The organism is Pseudomonas sputi (assembly GCF_021603585.1).
GTDB lineage: Bacteria > Pseudomonadota > Gammaproteobacteria > Pseudomonadales > Pseudomonadaceae > Aquipseudomonas > Aquipseudomonas sputi.
Map to the genome: position 1 here is coordinate 17,170 of NZ_BQHI01000034.1, position 15,213 is coordinate 32,382.

Sequence of the window (15,213 nt, forward strand, 5' to 3'; positions counted from 1 at the left end):
TACGCCCATGAACCAGCCATCCCTATCTTCGCCCGGCCCACGTGGCCCAGTCGATCACGAGATTCGTGATCAGATTGTCGCGGCAGCCAATGAACACTTCAGCCAATACGGCTATGGCAAAACCACGGTTTCCGATCTGGCCAGGGCCATCGGTTTTTCCAAGGCGTACATCTATAAGTTCTTTGATTCCAAACAGGCGATCGGTGAAGCGATCTGCTCGAATTGTCTGGGCCAAATCGTTGCAGCGGTAGAACAGGCTGTTAACGCAGAGGCGATTTCGCCGACCGAGCGGTTCCGCCGACTGGTGAAAACCGTGATAGCAACGGGGGTGGACCTGTTCTTCAATGATCGCAAGCTCTACGACATCGCTGCATTTTCCGCCGGGGAGCGCTGGCCCAGTGCCCAGATGTATGAAGACCAGATCAAGCGCTTTATCTTCGACATCGTGCGTGAAGGGCGGGAGCTAGGAGAGTTCGAGCGCAAGACTCCGCTGGACGAGACCGTCGAGGCGATTCATCTGGCCCTGCGGCCCTTCGTCAACCCGTTGCTGTTGCAGCACAATCTGGATTTTATCGAGGTCGCGCCCACGCTGACTTCCAACCTCATTCTGCGTAGCCTTATGCCCTGACCCAACCCAGCTCACCTGTTCAGGTGAGCTGGGCCACAGCGCGACATCCTTCCCAATCAGATTTCCTGTTCCCGCACATGTATGCCGGAGCAGCGTTCAATTTTGCTTTATGTGACCATTGACTGAAATGGTCACTTGGATAGTATGGCTTCGCTGTCGTTCTCGATGTTGTTTTTCAGTGATCCCCATAGAGTCCCAGATAATGAAAAAAATAATGCTCAAGAATCCTGTCGGCCTGGCCGTTGCGCTGGTGTCTTCCAACGTGTTGGCCGGTGGCTTTGCCCTCAACGAACAAAGCATCAGCGGGATGGGTTCCGGTTTTGCCGGTCGATCTTCATCTGCCGAAGACGCCAGTACGATCTACGGCAACCCGGCGGGCATGGCGCGGCTTAAACAAGAGCAGGTGAGCGTGGGGGCGGCGACGCTGTTCGCCAAGTCGGACATCAGCCAGACACGCAGTACGTTTGGGGGGAAGGAAGACGGCGACATGGTGCCCACCACCACAGTACCCATGGGGTATTACGTGAAACCGATCGATGAGCATTGGGCATTCGGCGTCGGGTTTTATGTGCCTTTCGGGCTGATCACCGACTACGGCAGTGGTTTTGCCGGACGCTATTACGCCAACAAAAGTGAAGTCACCACGCTGACCTTCCAGCCGACCATCAGCTACGCCTTTAACGAAAAGGTGTCGATCGGATTCGGGCCGACCATCAATCGTATCGGCGGAGAGATATCGGGTATGGTGCCCAATCCACTCAGCCCCGGGCGCAATGATGGCAAACTCAAAAGCACCGGCGATGACACCGCACTGGGCTTCAATGCTGGCGTGCTGGTGCAGGCGACCGATCAGACCCGCCTCGGCCTGACGTATCACTCCAAAGTCAGTTACCACCTGGACGCCAAAACCAAGGTCACCGATGGCATCTTTAGCGTGCTGGGCGTCAGCGGCCGTAGCTATGACGCATCGCTGGATGTGGACACGCCGGAGTCGGTGGACTTTTCGCTGACGCATCAATTCAACGACGACTGGACGCTCTATGTGGGCAGCACCTGGACACGCTGGAGCCGCTTCAAGGAACTGACGATTGAGAACAGCGGCTTGCCGCCGTTGCTGAGCGGGCAATTGGGGACGATCAGCGAAGAGCAGAACTGGCATGACACCTGGGCACACGCGATCGGTGCGGCCTATCAATTGAATAACCAATGGGTGCTGCGTGGCGGGTTTTCGGTCGATCAGTCACCCGCCAACAACACCAATCGGGGGCCGCGCATTCCGACGGGTGACCGTAAGGTTGTCAGCATCGGCGCCGGCTGGACGCCCGTGGACAATGTCACGATCGATCTCGCGTATTCCTATCTCTGGGAGGAACGCGTGGAGGTCAACGACACCTCGGTATCGAGGGGTGCCTACAGCGCCAAGTACAAGAACAGTGCCAGCGGGTTCGGTACTTCTGTCAGTTATCGCTTCTAGTTGAGCGCTGCCAAGCCAAATGCGGGCCGGGAGTGCACGTGTCTCCCGACTCTCGATAATCTTGTCTGAAAGCGATCTGGGGTTGCTGCTCAGCGCGCCGCTACAGACCCCGGCTCAACGGGTTGCCATCCTCCACCGAGCGATTTGAATACCGCCACCGCCGCACGGGCCGATTCCGTCCGCGCCTGCGCTCTGGCGTCGGAAGCCTGCAACAATATTTCGTCGGCGTGCAGGACATCGATCAGGCTGGCGGTGCCTTTTTCATAGGCGGTGAACGAGGACTGGCGAGCTTGAGTCAGCGCCGCTTCGCCGCCGGTCAGGGTGGTGGTCTGGGTTCGCCGATTCACCAGTGAGGACAGCGCGTTCTCGACATCTTCGGTGGCGCGCAGTACCGACTGGCGATAGGCGGCCAATGCTTCAGATTCCTGACCTTTGGCTTGATCGATCCGGGCGTTGATGCGTCCGAAGTCAAATAGCCGCCAGCGCAGGCCCACGACGCCGCTCGACTGGCTCGCGCCGCCAGTGAAAAGATTGCCGCCGGAGACGGCAGTCGCGCTGCCGAGCAAGGCGCTGAGGGAAAATTTCGGGTAGTACTCGGCAATCGCTTCACCGATGCGCGCGTTGGAGGCCGCAAGACGGCGTTCGGCGACGATCAGATCCGGTCTGCGCCGCAGCAGATCTGCCGGTGTGCCCAGCGCAGTCAGCGACGGCACATCGGGAATTTCGCCCTCACGTGCCAGTTGCGTGCGGTGAGTGCCGGGAGGCGTGCCGAGCAGCACGTCCATCGCATTCATGGCCGCCTCCAGACCGCTTTGCAGTAGCGGAACGGTCGCCTCGACTTGCGACAACTCACCCTCGGCCTGGCGCACCTGATACTCCGCGGCCAGACCCTTGCCGTAAAGCAGTCGGACCTTTTCCAGCAACGTGCGCCGGGTATCGACTTGCCGGTTGGCAATGTCCAGCCGAGCCTGTAATCCGCGCAGGGTGATGTAGATATCGGCCGTTTGCGCAGCGATCGCCAACCTTGTCGCCGTGAAACTCGCCGCCGAGGCCTGGTACTCAGCCAGTGCCGCCTCGCGTCCGCGGCGCAGTCCGCCAAAGACATCGACTTCCCAGCCCGCCTCGAGGTTGGCCTCGTAGGCATTGCCGGAACGGTCATAGCCGGGTGTTGAATTCAACACCTGGCCCAGTGGTGTCTCGACGGACTGATAAGCGCGTGCCGCCTGTGCGCTGATGTTCGCCGAGGGCAGCAGTGCTGCATTGGCGGCGCCCAGGCCGGCCTTGGCCTGGGTGACGCGCGCTGATGCCTGTGCCAAATCCAGATTCTGCTGCAAGGCTTGGTTGATGAGGCCGGTCAGCAGCGGATCATTAAAGCTTTCCCACCAAGCGGCAAGGCTGTCCGGCGTCGAGCCGGATCGCGATTCGACAGCAGACTGCCCCAGATAATGATCTGAAAGCGGGGCGTCTGGACGATGGTAATCCGGACCCACCGCACAACCTGTCATGAGGCTGGCGGTCACTAAAAAAGCAATCGGGCGTAGGGGAGGCATCGGCGTTCCTTAACGAGATTTTAGTGACCATATTACGTAATGGTCACGCTGTGTCAATTAAGGATGATTGATCTTTTTGCGCAGATTAAAAGGTGTTCAAGGCATAAATGATAAGGCTGGAGCGTGGAATATATCGTGAAGTGTGACTATTGACGATAATAGTCACAAAGCCTGAGAATATGATCGTCATCCTATTTTAGTAAGAGAATCTATGCGCCGGCTCCGAATGTTCCCCATTGCCGTATGCCTGTTGCCACTCGCCCTGGCGGCGTGCGGTGATTCTTCCTCCGTTGCAGACCCGCGCACACAGGCGCCTTTGGTCAGGTTAACCGCCGTTCAGGCTGCGGCTGACGGTTCTCGCACCTTCACAGGGGTGGTGACGGCGCGCATTCAGGGCGATCTGGGTTTTCGCGTATCGGGCAAGGTGCTCGAGCGTCTGGTTGACACGGGGCAGACTGTTAAACGCGGTCAACCGCTGATGCGGCTTGATCCCATCGACTTGGGGTTGCAGGCGCGCGCGCAGCAGGAGTCGGTCATCGCCGCCCGGGCCCGCGCCAGGCAGACAGCCGATGACGAAGCCCGCTATCGCACCCTGGTCAGCGCCGGCGCCATTTCCGCATCGGCCTACGATCAGATCAAAGCCGCGGCAGACACAGCCAAGGCGCAACTCAGCGCCGCTGAAGCGCAAGCGGACGTTGCCCGCAACGCTTCCGGTTATGCGGTGCTGGTCGCCGATGCCGATGGCGTTGTGGTGGAAACACTCGCCGAACCCGGACAAGTCGTCAGTCCCGGACAACCGGTGGTTCGACTGGCGCGGGCAGGGCAGCGTGAGGCCATCGTGCACTTGCCCGAGACCTTGCGTCCCGCAGCAGGATCCACCGCGCAAGCCACGCTCTATGGTGACGCCTCGGGTGCTGTTACCGCGAAACTGAGGTTGCTTTCGGATTCGGCGGACCGCACGACGCGTACGTTCGAGGCACGCTATGTACTGGAAGGCGCATTGGCCAATGCGCCGATAGGTTCGACAGTCACCCTCAGAATCGCCGAGGGCTCGAAACCTGCAGCGTCGTTGCAAGTGCCCATCGCCGCGCTTTACGACGCGGGCAGCGGTCCTGGCGTGTGGGTCATCGCCGGCACACCGTCAACCGTGACCTGGCGACCGGTTCAGGTGCTAGGGTTGAGCGACGATTCGGCGCGAGTGGCCGGCGACCTTCGCGTCGGCGAGCAGATTGTGGCGCTGGGCGCTCATCTGTTACGCGAAGGTGAGCCAGTCAGAATCCCCGTGTCTGATGCGGCGACCGTTGCCGGGAGTCGTCCATGAGCGAAGGACGATTCAACCTTTCCGCCATTGCCGTTCGCGAGCGCGCGATCACGGTCTTTCTGATTTTCCTGATCGCCGTTGCCGGCATTCTGGCGTTCTTTCAGTTAGGGCGTGCCGAAGATCCTCCATTTACGGTCAAGCAGCTGACCGTCATTACGGCGTGGCCGGGGGCGACCGCACAGGAGATGCAGGATCAGGTCGCGGAGCCACTGGAAAAACGCCTGCAAGAACTCAAATGGTACGACCGCTCGGAAACCTATACCCGGCCAGGGCTCGCTTTCACGATGGTGTCGTTGCTCGATAGCACGCCACCTTCGCAAGTGCAGGAAGAGTTTTATCAGGCGCGTAAAAAACTCGACGATGAAGCGATCAAGTTGCCGGCCGGCGTCATCGGGCCGATGGTCAACGACGAGTATTCGGACGTGACCTTTGCGCTGTTTGCCCTGAAAGCCAAAGGCGAGCCGCAGCGCTTGCTGGTCCGCGATGCGGAGTCCATGCGCCAGCGCCTGTTGCATGTGCCGGGGGTAAAGAAGGTCAATATCATCGGCGAGCAAGCCGAACGGATATTTGTTTCGTTTTCGCATGACCGGTTGGCCACCTTGGGCTTGTCACCGCAGGACATCTTTGCCGCGCTGAACAGTCAGAACGCACTGACCCCGGCCGGATCAATCGACACCAGCGGGCCACAGGTTTTTCTGCGTCTCGATGGTGCGTTCGACAAACTGCAGAAAATCCGCGACACCCCTGTGGTCGTGCAGGGGCGGACACTCAAGCTGTCTGATGTGGCGACGGTCGAACGCGGCTATGAAGACCCGGCCACCTTTCTGGTGCGCAATAACGGCGAAGAGGCGCTGTTGCTCGGCGTAGTGATGCGCGAGGGCTGGAACGGTCTTGATCTGGGCAAGGCGCTGGATGCCGAGACCGTCAGGATCAATGAGGAAATGCCCCTGGGCATGAGCCTCTCCAAGGTCACCGACCAGGCAGTGAATATCGACTCCGCCGTTGGCGAGTTCATGGTCAAGTTCTTTGTCGCGCTGCTGGTGGTCATGCTCGTCTGCTTTCTGAGCATGGGCTGGCGTGTCGGCGTGGTGGTCGCCGCTGCCGTGCCGTTGACCCTGGCGATCGTGTTTGTGGTGATGGCAGCCACCGGCAAGAACTTTGACCGTATTACCCTGGGGTCGTTGATCCTGGCGCTCGGGCTGCTGGTCGATGACGCGATCATCGCCATTGAAATGATGGTGGTGAAAATGGAGGAGGGCTACGATCGCATCAAGGCGTCTGCCTATGCCTGGAGCCACACGGCGGCGCCGATGCTGTCCGGAACCCTGGTGACGGCGATCGGGTTTTTACCGAACGGTTTCGCTCAGTCCACGGCTGGCGAATACACCAGCAACATGTTCTGGATCGTGGGCATCGCGCTCATCGCTTCGTGGGTCGTCGCAGTGGCGTTCACCCCTTATCTGGGCGTGAAACTCTTGCCGGACATCAAGGCGGTGGAGGGTGGACACGCGGCGATCTACAACACGCCGCGATACAACCGCTTCCGTCGGGTTCTGACCCGGGTCATTGCGCGCAAATGGCTGGTTGCGGGCATGGTTATTGTCCTGTTCTTCGTGGCGGCGGCGGGCATGGGCCTGGTGAAGAAACAGTTCTTCCCGACCTCAGACCGTCCCGAAGTCATGATCGAGGTGCAAATGCCCTACGGCACCTCCATCGAGCAGACCAGCGCCACGGCCGCCAAGGTCGAAGCCTGGCTGCGCCAGCAGGATGAGGCAAAAATCGTCACGGCCTATATCGGTCAGGGTGCGCCGCGTTTCTTCCTGGCGATGGCGCCGGAACTGCCCGATCCGTCGTTCGCCAAGATCGTGGTGCTGACCGACAGTCAGGAAGCACGGGAAACCCTCAAGTTGCGTTTTCGTGACGCGGTGGCTCAAGGGCTCGCCCCGGAGGCGCGCCTCAGGGCATCGCAGATTGTGTTTGGTCCTTATTCGCCATTTCCGGTGGCTTACCGGGTGATGGGGCCTGATCCGGCGAAGTTGCGCGTGATCGCCGAGCAGGTGCGGGGCGTGATGCAGGACAGCCCGATGATGAGAACCGTGAACACTGATTGGGGACCGCTGACGCCGTCGTTGCATTTCAACCTGGATCAGGACCGTCTGCAGGCAGTGGGTCTGACATCGACTGCGGTTGCACAGCAATTGCAGTTCCTGCTCAGCGGAGTACCGATCACGGCGGTGCGTGAAGATATTCGTTCAGTGCAGGTCATGGGGCGGGCAGCGGGCGATATCCGGCTCGATCCGCAGCAAATCGAAGGTTTCACCTTGGTCGGTGCCTCGGGGCAGCGAATCCCGCTGTCGCAGATAGGCGAGGTCGATGTGCGCATGGAAGATCCGATCCTGCGTCGGCGTGATCGCACCCCGACCATCACCGTGCGCGGCGACATTGCCGAGGACTTGCAACCGCCGGATGTTTCCAGTGCGCTGCTGAAGCAATTGCAGCCGATCATCGAGAAGCTGCCTTCCGGTTACCGGATCGAGCAGGCGGGTGCGATCGAAGAATCCGGCAAGGCCGGCAAGGCGATCCTGCCGTTGTTGCCGATCATGATTGCCATGACCCTCGTCATCATCATTGTGCAGGTGCGTTCGATCTCGGCGATGATCATGGTGTTCCTTACCTCGCCGCTAGGGTTGATTGGTGTGGTGCCGACACTGCTCATCTTCAATCAACCGTTTGGCATCAATGCGCTGGTCGGGTTGATTGCACTGTCGGGGATCCTGATGCGCAATACGCTGATCCTGATCGGTCAGATTCATCACAACGCGCAAGAAGGGCTTGATCCGTTTCACGCGGTCGTCGAAGCCACGGTGCAACGTGCACGACCGGTACTGTTGACGGCCCTGGCGGCAATCCTGGCGTTTATTCCCCTGACGCACTCGGTGTTCTGGGGGACGCTGGCCTATACCCTGATTGGCGGCACGCTCGTCGGCACCATCATGACGCTGGTGTTCCTGCCCGCGATGTACTCGATCTGGTTCAAGATCCGTCCTGACACCAGGCCGCCGGCTGCAACAGTCAAACCGGTGTAGCGATAAGTGCTGGAAATCGAGGCCTGATCCCTGAAACGACAAAGCCCTGAATAATCAGGGCTTTGTCGTATAAAAGATGGCTTCCAGCCTCACCACCAGGCGCCGCGCGGGTCGTCAATGTTCGCCGAATCGTTCTCGGTCGTTCCGATCCCGGTCCGGCGTGGCCTGTGCTTTCGAAAAACTGGATGGTAGCTGGGTCAGTAGAGTAGAGCCTTCAATGAGTGGGACGGGGCCGGGTAGTTACGCCGGGCACACCCCCTGCATTCACCGGTTCACCTGGCAGATCGATGCAGACATTCATGTGATGTGAGCGCCTGCCGCCTTCGTTGGGCTCTCAAGAACGGCCCTGGGTGATTACCGGTCGACCCAGGTGCTTTTCATAATGACGAAGAAAGTGTTGCCACTCCGGTTCGCTCCAATAGGAATGGCGCCTGAGTTGCAAAATGTCGTGCCGAGCTGCCCGCAATGAGCTAATTCGCCCATGGGATTTCTCGAGATCGAGCAGCGCAAGCTCGAACTCGGGACCGCTCGACAAATTGCGAACTTTGATAAAAATGTGCTTTAAGCGCATGCAGCCATGTTGCCAGCGGCCGAGATGCATTCGTGCCATCAACGACGCGAGTATTTCAAGCACATTGTCGAGTTGCTTGGGCGTGAATTGGTTTTTTGCACCTTGGCTGTACCATGATTCCAAATCCTGGAAACCGTTCAAGTCCTTGGTGACCAAGATGCCGTGCCAGACCCCTTTGATTTTTTGCGCACCGTAGTAAACCGGTTGAGGGGCGTTGACGCCAAGATGGAGTAACTTTGCGAGCGCGCGGCCTTCGCGCAGGGTGGTGGGGCGCCCCAGAGGATATCTCAGGCTGCGAAACAAATGACCCGTCTGGCGCTTAACATAAACAGTGGCACCGTTATGCATCACTCGCTGCACTCCGCTCGTGCCACTCCTGCGTACGTTGGGTTCTTCTACCCAAGGGCCTGATGTATTCCACCAATAGGAAAAAAGTTGGTCGGTTTGGCTCATCGCGCACTCCATTCTTGTGTTGTTATCAGCTGCGCCATCGGCCTTTTTGTTGGCCGGCATCATGCCGTAATTCAAACAGACGTTTCAGTGCTGAGCTAGTTCCTTTTAATGACACGCTTATCCATTATTGAGCAGCAGCTACGGTCTAAAAGCAGCCGTCGGGGATGAAATGGTTTCGGTCAGGGGAGTCGTTCGCAGGAGCCAGCTTTCGGCTGATAGTTATCAGTCAGGTGTCATCAACACGGCCAGGCTCATCTTGATAAATGCCCGTGTTACATGAAGAGTGTTTTATGTTTGGCAGGACGCCGAAGAAGGGAGTGAAAAGCTGCTGGTTATGGAACACAACCTGGCGGTCGAAGATTTTTCCGAACGCCAGAAACGACAAAGCCCTGAATAATCAGGGCTTTGTCGTACTTAAGATGGCGGAGGCGATGGGATTCGAACTCATGGACCTGTTACAGTCGACGGTTTTCAAGACCGTTGCCTTAAACCACTCGGCCACACCTCCGTTGCGTTGCGGGCGCCATAATACCTGAATGAAACACACTGTCAAACTCTGTGCATGGCTTGTTACAGAGCGTCTGTTATGATCTTTGCGACTGAACGTTTCAAACCAACAGGAGTGTCGCCATGCGCGAACAGGATTACGCAGTTCACAACAGCGTGCAGGCTGAGCAGCTAGAGGTTAGCCGCGTCCTGCGCAACACTTACGGTCTACTGGCGCTCACCCTCGCATTCAGCGGTGTGATGGCGTTCGTGGCCCAGCAGATGCGGGTCGGCTACCCGAACATTTTCGTGGTGCTGATCGGTTTCTACGGGCTGTTCTTTCTCACCAACAAGCTCCGTGATTCCGCCTGGGGCCTGGTGTCGGCGTTTGCCCTGACCGGTTTCATGGGTTTCCTGCTCGGCCCGATCCTCAACCGTTACCTGGGCATGCAGGGCGGCGCTGAAGTGGTCAGCTCCGCGTTCGCGATGACCGCACTGGTGTTCGGTGGTCTGTCGGCCTACGTGCTGATCACCCGTAAGGACATGAGCTTCCTCGGTGGCTTCATCACCGCCGGTTTCTTCGTCCTGCTGGGTGCGACGCTGGCGAGCCTGTTCTTCCAGATCAGTGGCCTGCAACTGGCGATCAGCGCAGGTTTCGTGCTGTTCTCGTCGGTCTGCATCCTGTTCCAGACCAGCGCGATCATCCACGGCGGCGAGCGCAACTACATTATGGCGACCATCAGCCTGTATGTATCGATTTACAACCTGTTCGTCAGCCTGCTGCAGATCTTCGGCATCATGAGCCGCGACGACTGATCGCTACACCGCTACAAACAAGAAACCCGCGAAAGCGGGTTTTTTGTTGTCTGTGAAAATTCGTACAGGCGATCAGTTGATCACGAGGCTGCCATCAGCCTGTTGCTTGTAGATCGTGTAGGGCAACAGCAATGTATCGAGCACACCCGACACGGCCGCATCGACCAGCAGACCCGGTGTTGCGTTCTTGTAGTTGAACGCATCGACGTCGTCCGGCTTTTCGGCGTGCAACATGCAGAAGTCGTACGTCACGCCGCTGTAGATGCGCGGTACAGCGCCGCAGTAGGATTTTTTAGCCTTCAACTGGTCGGTGGAAGACTTATCGCTGAACGCCACGGTCTGCACCGTCCCGCACCCGGCCAGCATCAACACCGTCAGCATCATTGCCTGAATTTTCATACCGCCAATCCTTCGCCGGAAAACACTCAATCTACGCCGCTCACGCCATTGGCGGCAATCGACGTTTCACCGGGGTCTTCTTGACGATCGCGGTATTGGTTTCCGCCAGCGTATTCAGCCTATCAAGCAGGGTGTCGAGCTGTTCCATCGAACGCACATGCAGACGGGCGATGAAGCAATCTTCGCCGGTCACCTTATCGCACTCGGTGAACTCGGGAATCGCCAGGATCTGCCGTTCGACCTCCTGCAACTGCCCCGGCAGTGGCCGCACCCGGACAATCGCCTGCAACTGATAACCGAAGCATTTCGGGTCAACCTCCACGGTGTAACCCTTGAGCACACCGCGCTCCTCCAGTCGCCGCAGGCGCTCGGCCACGCTGGGCGATGACAACCCGCTGATTTGCGCCAGCGCCTTGAGTGAGCGCCGCGAATCCTCCATCAAGGCCCCGATCAGGATCTGGTCGATATCGTCGGTCATACAAAACTCCCGCATTAGGCGAATGCCGCAAACCACCCTTGATAAAAAAGGCAGAAACCGAGTTTAGCCTGCTTTTTGCACTGGAGAAGCCCCGGCCTCGCTTGGCATACTTTTGCCACACATTAAGGAGATAGATGATGGACAAAACAATCCGTCGCGGCTCATTCGAAATGACCGCCGCCATGCTGATATCCGGGACGATCGGCTGGTTTGTGCTGGTATCCGGGCAACCGGTACTGGACGTGGTGTTCTGGCGCTGCGTGTTCGGCGCCGGCACCTTGTTGCTGATCTGCGCCGCGTTCGGCTTTCTGCGCCCGGGCATACTGACCCGCACAACATTTCTGTTGGCGGTGCTCAGCGGGGTGGCAATTGTCGGCAACTGGGTGTTGCTGTTCGCCTCGTATTCCCGGGCCTCGATTGCCATCGGCACGGCGGTGTACAACGTGCAGCCGTTCATGTTGGTAGGGTTGGCGGCGTTGTTTCTGGGCGAGAAGATCACGCTGCAGAAGCTGTTCTGGCTGGCGATTTCTTTCATGGGGATGCTGGCCATCGTCAGTGCCCATGGCGGGCAGGGCGAGGGCGGCAATGATTACCTGATGGGGATCGCGCTGGCGCTGGGGGCGGCGTTTCTGTACGCCATCGCCGCGTTGATCATCAAGCGCCTGACCGGCACGCCGCCGCATCTGATTGCGTTGATCCAGGTCTGCACCGGTGTGTTGCTGCTCGCGCCGTTCGCCCATTTTTCGGCGATGCCCGCGGCACCGAGTGCCTGGGCCAGCCTGGTGACGCTGGGCATCGTCCACACCGGTTTGATGTACGTGCTGCTGTATGGCGCGATTCAGAAACTCCCGACCGCATTGACCGGTGCACTGTCATTCATCTATCCAATCGCGGCGATATTCGTCGACTGGTTTGCCTTCGGTCATCAACTGCAAACCCTGCAATGGATCGGCGTGGCGGCCATTCTATTGGCCGCTGCGGGCATGCAACAGGGTTGGGGCTTGAAGGCGCGGCGCCTGGCTGCGCAGTAAACGTCAGATGTTCCAGCGCGGCGCGGTCTTCGCCAGACGCTGGCGCATCTCGCCGATGTTGGCCGCCAATTGCCGGGTCAACAAACGGTAGCCGTCCAATGGGCTGTAGACCGGTGTATCGAGGCTGGCGTCCGGCAACTCCACCGGGCGTCCCAGCCGCTGGGATGCGCCGGATTTCAACGCCCGGGCCATGCCGATCAATTGCACGCGAATGTGCCGGTGTTCGGCCTTGAGCGCCGCTTGCAGGTGCGCCATGGCGTCGGGGTCGTTGGCGTCCGGGCGGATGTTGCCGAGAATTTCCAGGGTGCTGATGCACATGCGCAGGTTGCGCTGGATCGCGTCCAGTTCGGTCATCGATACTTTGACTTCCTTGGACACCGACGGCATCAACGAGCGCAATTGCACCATCACCGCATTCAGCCGGTTCATCAATTTCAAGTGTTCGTCGGCCGTCACCGGTTGGCCGCCGATGATCCGCCCGTACACCGTGGCGCAGTCGCGCAGCGCGTCGGCCAGGTTGTAACGCCACGAGTACACCGCGTACAGCGGCAGGGCGAAGGAAAAGGCCAGGGCCAGGGCGATACCGATCAGGATATCGACCCCGCGCCACAGCCCGTCGGTGATCGGGTTGTCGCCATGCCCGGCGACGATGAAAACGGTGATGGCCGAGAGCAGGGCGGTGTAGCCGCCCTTGCCGATCGCGTGATACGAGAAGAAACCGCACACCACGGCCATCGCAAAATAGGTCAGCCACGGCAGGCCCAGCCACGCCTGCTGTGCTACCAGCAGCAGACCGACGCCGGCACCGATCAACGTGCCGATGGCACGTTCGGCGGCTTTCTTGCCGATGTTGCCGTGGTGCTGCAAACCGCCGATCACCACCAGCATGGTCACTGACGCCCACTCGCCGTGAGGCAGATTGATGCCGGTGGTCAGCAGGATCGTCGCCAGCAACCCCAGCGCGACCCGCACCGCGTGAATCGTTCGTGCATGGCGATAACGTCGATACGGGTCGAGCAACGGCCGCAGAATCCGCCGCAACAGCGGCGGCCAGCGGTGGGGGCTGAAAGTGCTCAGCGGTGTTTCCTCCTCAGAAGATGTAGTCGGTGGCGATGAAGTTTGAATCGCGTCCGCGAATGATTTCGCTGATCAGGTCCTTGTTGGGTTCCTGGAACTTGGTCGCCACCAGCGTACGGATCGAAAACACCCGCAGCGCATCGTGTACCGACAGCGTGCCCTCGGCGGAGTTCTTGCGACCGTTGAACGGGTAGGTGTCCGGGCCGCGCTGGCACTGGGCGTTGAGGTTGATCCGCCCGACCTGGTTGGCGAAGGTGTCGACCAGGCGTCCGACAGCGACCGGGTTGGTGCCAAAGATGCTCAGTTGCTGGCCGAAATCCGATTCCAGCACGTAGTCGATCACGGTATCGAGGTGACGGTACGGCACGATCGGCACCACCGGGCCGAACTGCTCTTCCTGATACACGCGCATCTGCGGCGTCACCGGGTACAGCACCGCCGGGTAGAAGAACGAGGCCCGCGCTTCGCCGCCATTCGGGTTGACCACCCGGGCGCCTTTGCTTTGCGCGTCAGCCACCAGCCCGTGCAGGTAATCGACCTTGCCCGATTCCGGCAGCGGCGTCAGCGAAACCCCGCTGTCCCATGGCATGCCCGGTTTGAGGCTGGCCAGTTTGGCGTTGAATTTCTCGATGAAGCTGTCCACCACATCTTCATGCACGAACAGGATTTTCAACGCGGTGCAGCGCTGGCCGTTGAACGAAAGGGAACCGGTCACCGCTTCGCTGACTGCGTTGTCCAGATCGACCTCGGGCAGGACGATGCCGGGGTTCTTCGCATCCAGGCCCAGTGCGGCGCGCAAACGGTGCGGTTTCGGGTGCAGTTTCTTCAGGTCGCTGGCGGCCTTGTTGGTGCCGATGAAGGCGAAGATGTCGATCTTGCCGCTGGCCATCAGCGCGCTGACCGTCTCGCGGCCGCTGCCGTAGATGACGTTGATCACACCGGTGGGGAAGCTGTCGCGGAAGGCTTCGAGCAAAGGGCGGATCAGCAGCACGCCGAGCTTGGCCGGTTTGAACACCACGGTGTTGCCCATGATCAGCGCCGGGATCAGCGTGGTGAAGGTTTCGTTCAGCGGATAGTTGTAAGGACCCATGCACAGCGCCACACCGAGCGGGACGCGGCGGATCTGGCCGAGGGTGTCCTGCTCCAGCTCAAACCGGCTGGAGCGGCGGTCGAGTTCCTTCAGCGCATTGATGGTGTCGACGATGTAGTCGCAGGTGCGGTCGAACTCCTTTTCCGAGTCCTTGAGGTTCTTGCCGATTTCCCACATCAGCAGTTTCACCACGGCATCGCGCTGCTGGCGCATGCGCCCGAGGAAGGCTTCGACGTGCTGGATACGCTCGGCCACGCGCAGCGTCGGCCACAGGCCCTGGCCCCGGTCGTAGGCGCGGACGGCGGCGTCGAGGGCAGTGAGGGCGGTGTCGGCGTCCAGCAGTGGCGTGCTGCCGAGGATCACTTGTTCGTCGCCATTGTCGCCGTGCAGATAAACCGGGCTGCGCACCGTGGCGAGCGGGCCGTCCCAGCGGCGCAACTGGCCATCGACCAGGTACTCGCGTTGCTCGACCTGACCGTCGAGGCGGTACTTTTCCGGGATGTCGCTGACAGAAGGGAACAGGTTGCCAAGGATGTTTGCTGTGGTCATGTCGCTACCCCGTAGAAGATGTCGGCGGGCCGATTGAAAAGGCTTTACAGGTTATACGCCTGAATTCACTGAAATTTAAACCCGCAAATGTCACGGGAATGTCACGCAAAGGCGCAGAGCAGAGGGGTGGCAACATCAGCTCCCGGAGAGTCTGTTGTCTGGCCCCGGCTCCGAGCCGGGGCCCGACTGTCCCCGGATGCCCCC

The 15,213-nt window shown here is 59.6% G+C and carries 12 protein-coding genes and 1 tRNA gene; 6 read left to right on the forward strand and 7 right to left on the reverse strand.

Going from position 1 to position 15,213, the window contains the following annotated elements:
* Nucleotides 1–7: 7 nt before the first annotated feature.
* Nucleotides 8–628, forward strand: coding sequence for a TetR/AcrR family transcriptional regulator (locus L6D81_RS26725; protein ID WP_236182598.1), 621 nt, complete (start codon nt 8–10; stop codon nt 626–628).
* Nucleotides 629–830: 202 nt separating this feature from the next.
* Nucleotides 831–2,102, forward strand: a complete 1,272-nt coding sequence (locus tag L6D81_RS26730) for an OmpP1/FadL family transporter (RefSeq protein ID WP_236182599.1) — start codon at nt 831–833, stop codon at nt 2,100–2,102.
* 89 nt (nt 2,103–2,191) lie between these two features.
* Here the strand turns inward: L6D81_RS26730 and L6D81_RS26735 are convergent, their stop codons facing one another.
* Nucleotides 2,192–3,652 (reverse strand): efflux transporter outer membrane subunit, encoded by a 1,461-nt coding sequence (locus L6D81_RS26735; protein WP_236182600.1) that lies wholly within the window; start codon nt 3,650–3,652, stop codon nt 2,192–2,194.
* A gap of 211 nt (nt 3,653–3,863) precedes the next feature.
* Between L6D81_RS26735 and L6D81_RS26740 the strand changes: the two genes are divergently transcribed.
* Together L6D81_RS26740 and L6D81_RS26745 are read left to right on the forward strand one after the other, a co-directional pair.
* Nucleotides 3,864–4,973: an efflux RND transporter periplasmic adaptor subunit gene (locus L6D81_RS26740; protein WP_236182601.1), complete on the forward strand. Its 1,110-nt coding sequence runs from the start codon at nt 3,864–3,866 to the stop codon at nt 4,971–4,973.
* Nucleotides 4,970–8,059 carry an efflux RND transporter permease subunit gene (locus L6D81_RS26745; protein WP_236182602.1) on the forward strand — a complete coding sequence of 1,030 codons (3,090 nt, stop codon included), beginning with the start codon at nt 4,970–4,972 and terminating at the stop codon, nt 8,057–8,059. Before L6D81_RS26740 ends, L6D81_RS26745 begins: the two co-directional genes overlap by 4 nt.
* A 334-nt stretch (nt 8,060–8,393) precedes the next feature.
* On the opposite strand, the gene L6D81_RS26750 is transcribed toward L6D81_RS26745, so the two are convergent.
* Nucleotides 8,394–9,083 (reverse strand): lipopolysaccharide kinase InaA family protein, encoded by a 690-nt coding sequence (locus L6D81_RS26750; RefSeq protein ID WP_236182603.1) that lies wholly within the window; start codon nt 9,081–9,083, stop codon nt 8,394–8,396.
* Nucleotides 9,084–9,503: 420 nt separating this feature from the next.
* Nucleotides 9,504–9,591 (reverse strand) — tRNA-Ser (locus tag L6D81_RS26755).
* A 122-nt stretch (nt 9,592–9,713) separates the two neighbouring features.
* Here L6D81_RS26755 and L6D81_RS26760 point away from each other — a divergent pair.
* The gene (locus L6D81_RS26760; RefSeq protein WP_095135472.1) at nt 9,714–10,385 is read left to right on the forward strand and encodes a Bax inhibitor-1/YccA family protein; all 672 of its coding nucleotides are present in this window, start codon (nt 9,714–9,716) and stop codon (nt 10,383–10,385) included.
* 72 nt (nt 10,386–10,457) lie between these two features.
* On the opposite strand, the gene L6D81_RS26765 is transcribed toward L6D81_RS26760, so the two are convergent.
* Together L6D81_RS26765 and L6D81_RS26770 are read right to left on the reverse strand one after the other, a co-directional pair.
* Entirely contained in the window at nt 10,458–10,784 is a 327-nt protein-coding gene (locus tag L6D81_RS26765) for a YceK/YidQ family lipoprotein (protein WP_236182604.1), read from the reverse strand.
* A gap of 40 nt (nt 10,785–10,824) precedes the next feature.
* On the reverse strand, nt 10,825–11,262 hold the full coding sequence (locus tag L6D81_RS26770; RefSeq protein WP_236182605.1) for an Lrp/AsnC family transcriptional regulator: 438 nt from the start codon (nt 11,260–11,262) through the stop codon (nt 10,825–10,827).
* 137 nt (nt 11,263–11,399) lie between these two features.
* On the opposite strand from L6D81_RS26770, the gene L6D81_RS26775 reads away from it, so the two are divergent.
* A complete protein-coding gene (locus L6D81_RS26775; RefSeq protein ID WP_236182606.1) occupies nt 11,400–12,293 on the forward strand; it encodes a DMT family transporter in 894 nt (297 codons plus the stop codon).
* Between the two features lie 3 nt (nt 12,294–12,296).
* Here the strand turns inward: L6D81_RS26775 and L6D81_RS26780 are convergent, their stop codons facing one another.
* Nucleotides 12,297–13,337, reverse strand: coding sequence for an FUSC family protein (locus L6D81_RS26780; RefSeq protein WP_236182619.1), 1,041 nt, complete (start codon nt 13,335–13,337; stop codon nt 12,297–12,299).
* A gap of 46 nt (nt 13,338–13,383) precedes the next feature.
* The gene (locus L6D81_RS26785) at nt 13,384–15,009 is read right to left on the reverse strand and encodes an NADP-dependent glyceraldehyde-3-phosphate dehydrogenase (RefSeq protein WP_085646432.1); all 1,626 of its coding nucleotides are present in this window, start codon (nt 15,007–15,009) and stop codon (nt 13,384–13,386) included.
* Nucleotides 15,010–15,213: the final 204 nt, after the last annotated feature.

What these genes read in the sequence shown, in the direction of transcription:
- L6D81_RS26725 (WP_236182598.1), top strand. Translation starts at nt 8, where the DNA reads ATGAACCAGCCATCCCTATCTTCGCCCGGCCCACGTGGCCCAGTCGAT.
- L6D81_RS26730 (WP_236182599.1), top strand. Translation starts at nt 831, where the DNA reads ATGAAAAAAATAATGCTCAAGAATCCTGTCGGCCTGGCCGTTGCGCTG.
- L6D81_RS26735 (WP_236182600.1), bottom strand. Translation starts at nt 3,652, where the DNA reads ATGCCTCCCCTACGCCCGATTGCTTTTTTAGTGACCGCCAGCCTCATG.
- L6D81_RS26740 (WP_236182601.1), top strand. Translation starts at nt 3,864, where the DNA reads ATGCGCCGGCTCCGAATGTTCCCCATTGCCGTATGCCTGTTGCCACTC.
- L6D81_RS26745 (WP_236182602.1), top strand. Translation starts at nt 4,970, where the DNA reads ATGAGCGAAGGACGATTCAACCTTTCCGCCATTGCCGTTCGCGAGCGC.
- L6D81_RS26750 (WP_236182603.1), bottom strand. Translation starts at nt 9,083, where the DNA reads ATGAGCCAAACCGACCAACTTTTTTCCTATTGGTGGAATACATCAGGC.
- L6D81_RS26760 (WP_095135472.1), top strand. Translation starts at nt 9,714, where the DNA reads ATGCGCGAACAGGATTACGCAGTTCACAACAGCGTGCAGGCTGAGCAG.
- L6D81_RS26765 (WP_236182604.1), bottom strand. Translation starts at nt 10,784, where the DNA reads ATGAAAATTCAGGCAATGATGCTGACGGTGTTGATGCTGGCCGGGTGC.
- L6D81_RS26770 (WP_236182605.1), bottom strand. Translation starts at nt 11,262, where the DNA reads ATGACCGACGATATCGACCAGATCCTGATCGGGGCCTTGATGGAGGAT.
- L6D81_RS26775 (WP_236182606.1), top strand. Translation starts at nt 11,400, where the DNA reads ATGGACAAAACAATCCGTCGCGGCTCATTCGAAATGACCGCCGCCATG.
- L6D81_RS26785 (WP_085646432.1), bottom strand. Translation starts at nt 15,009, where the DNA reads ATGACCACAGCAAACATCCTTGGCAACCTGTTCCCTTCTGTCAGCGAC.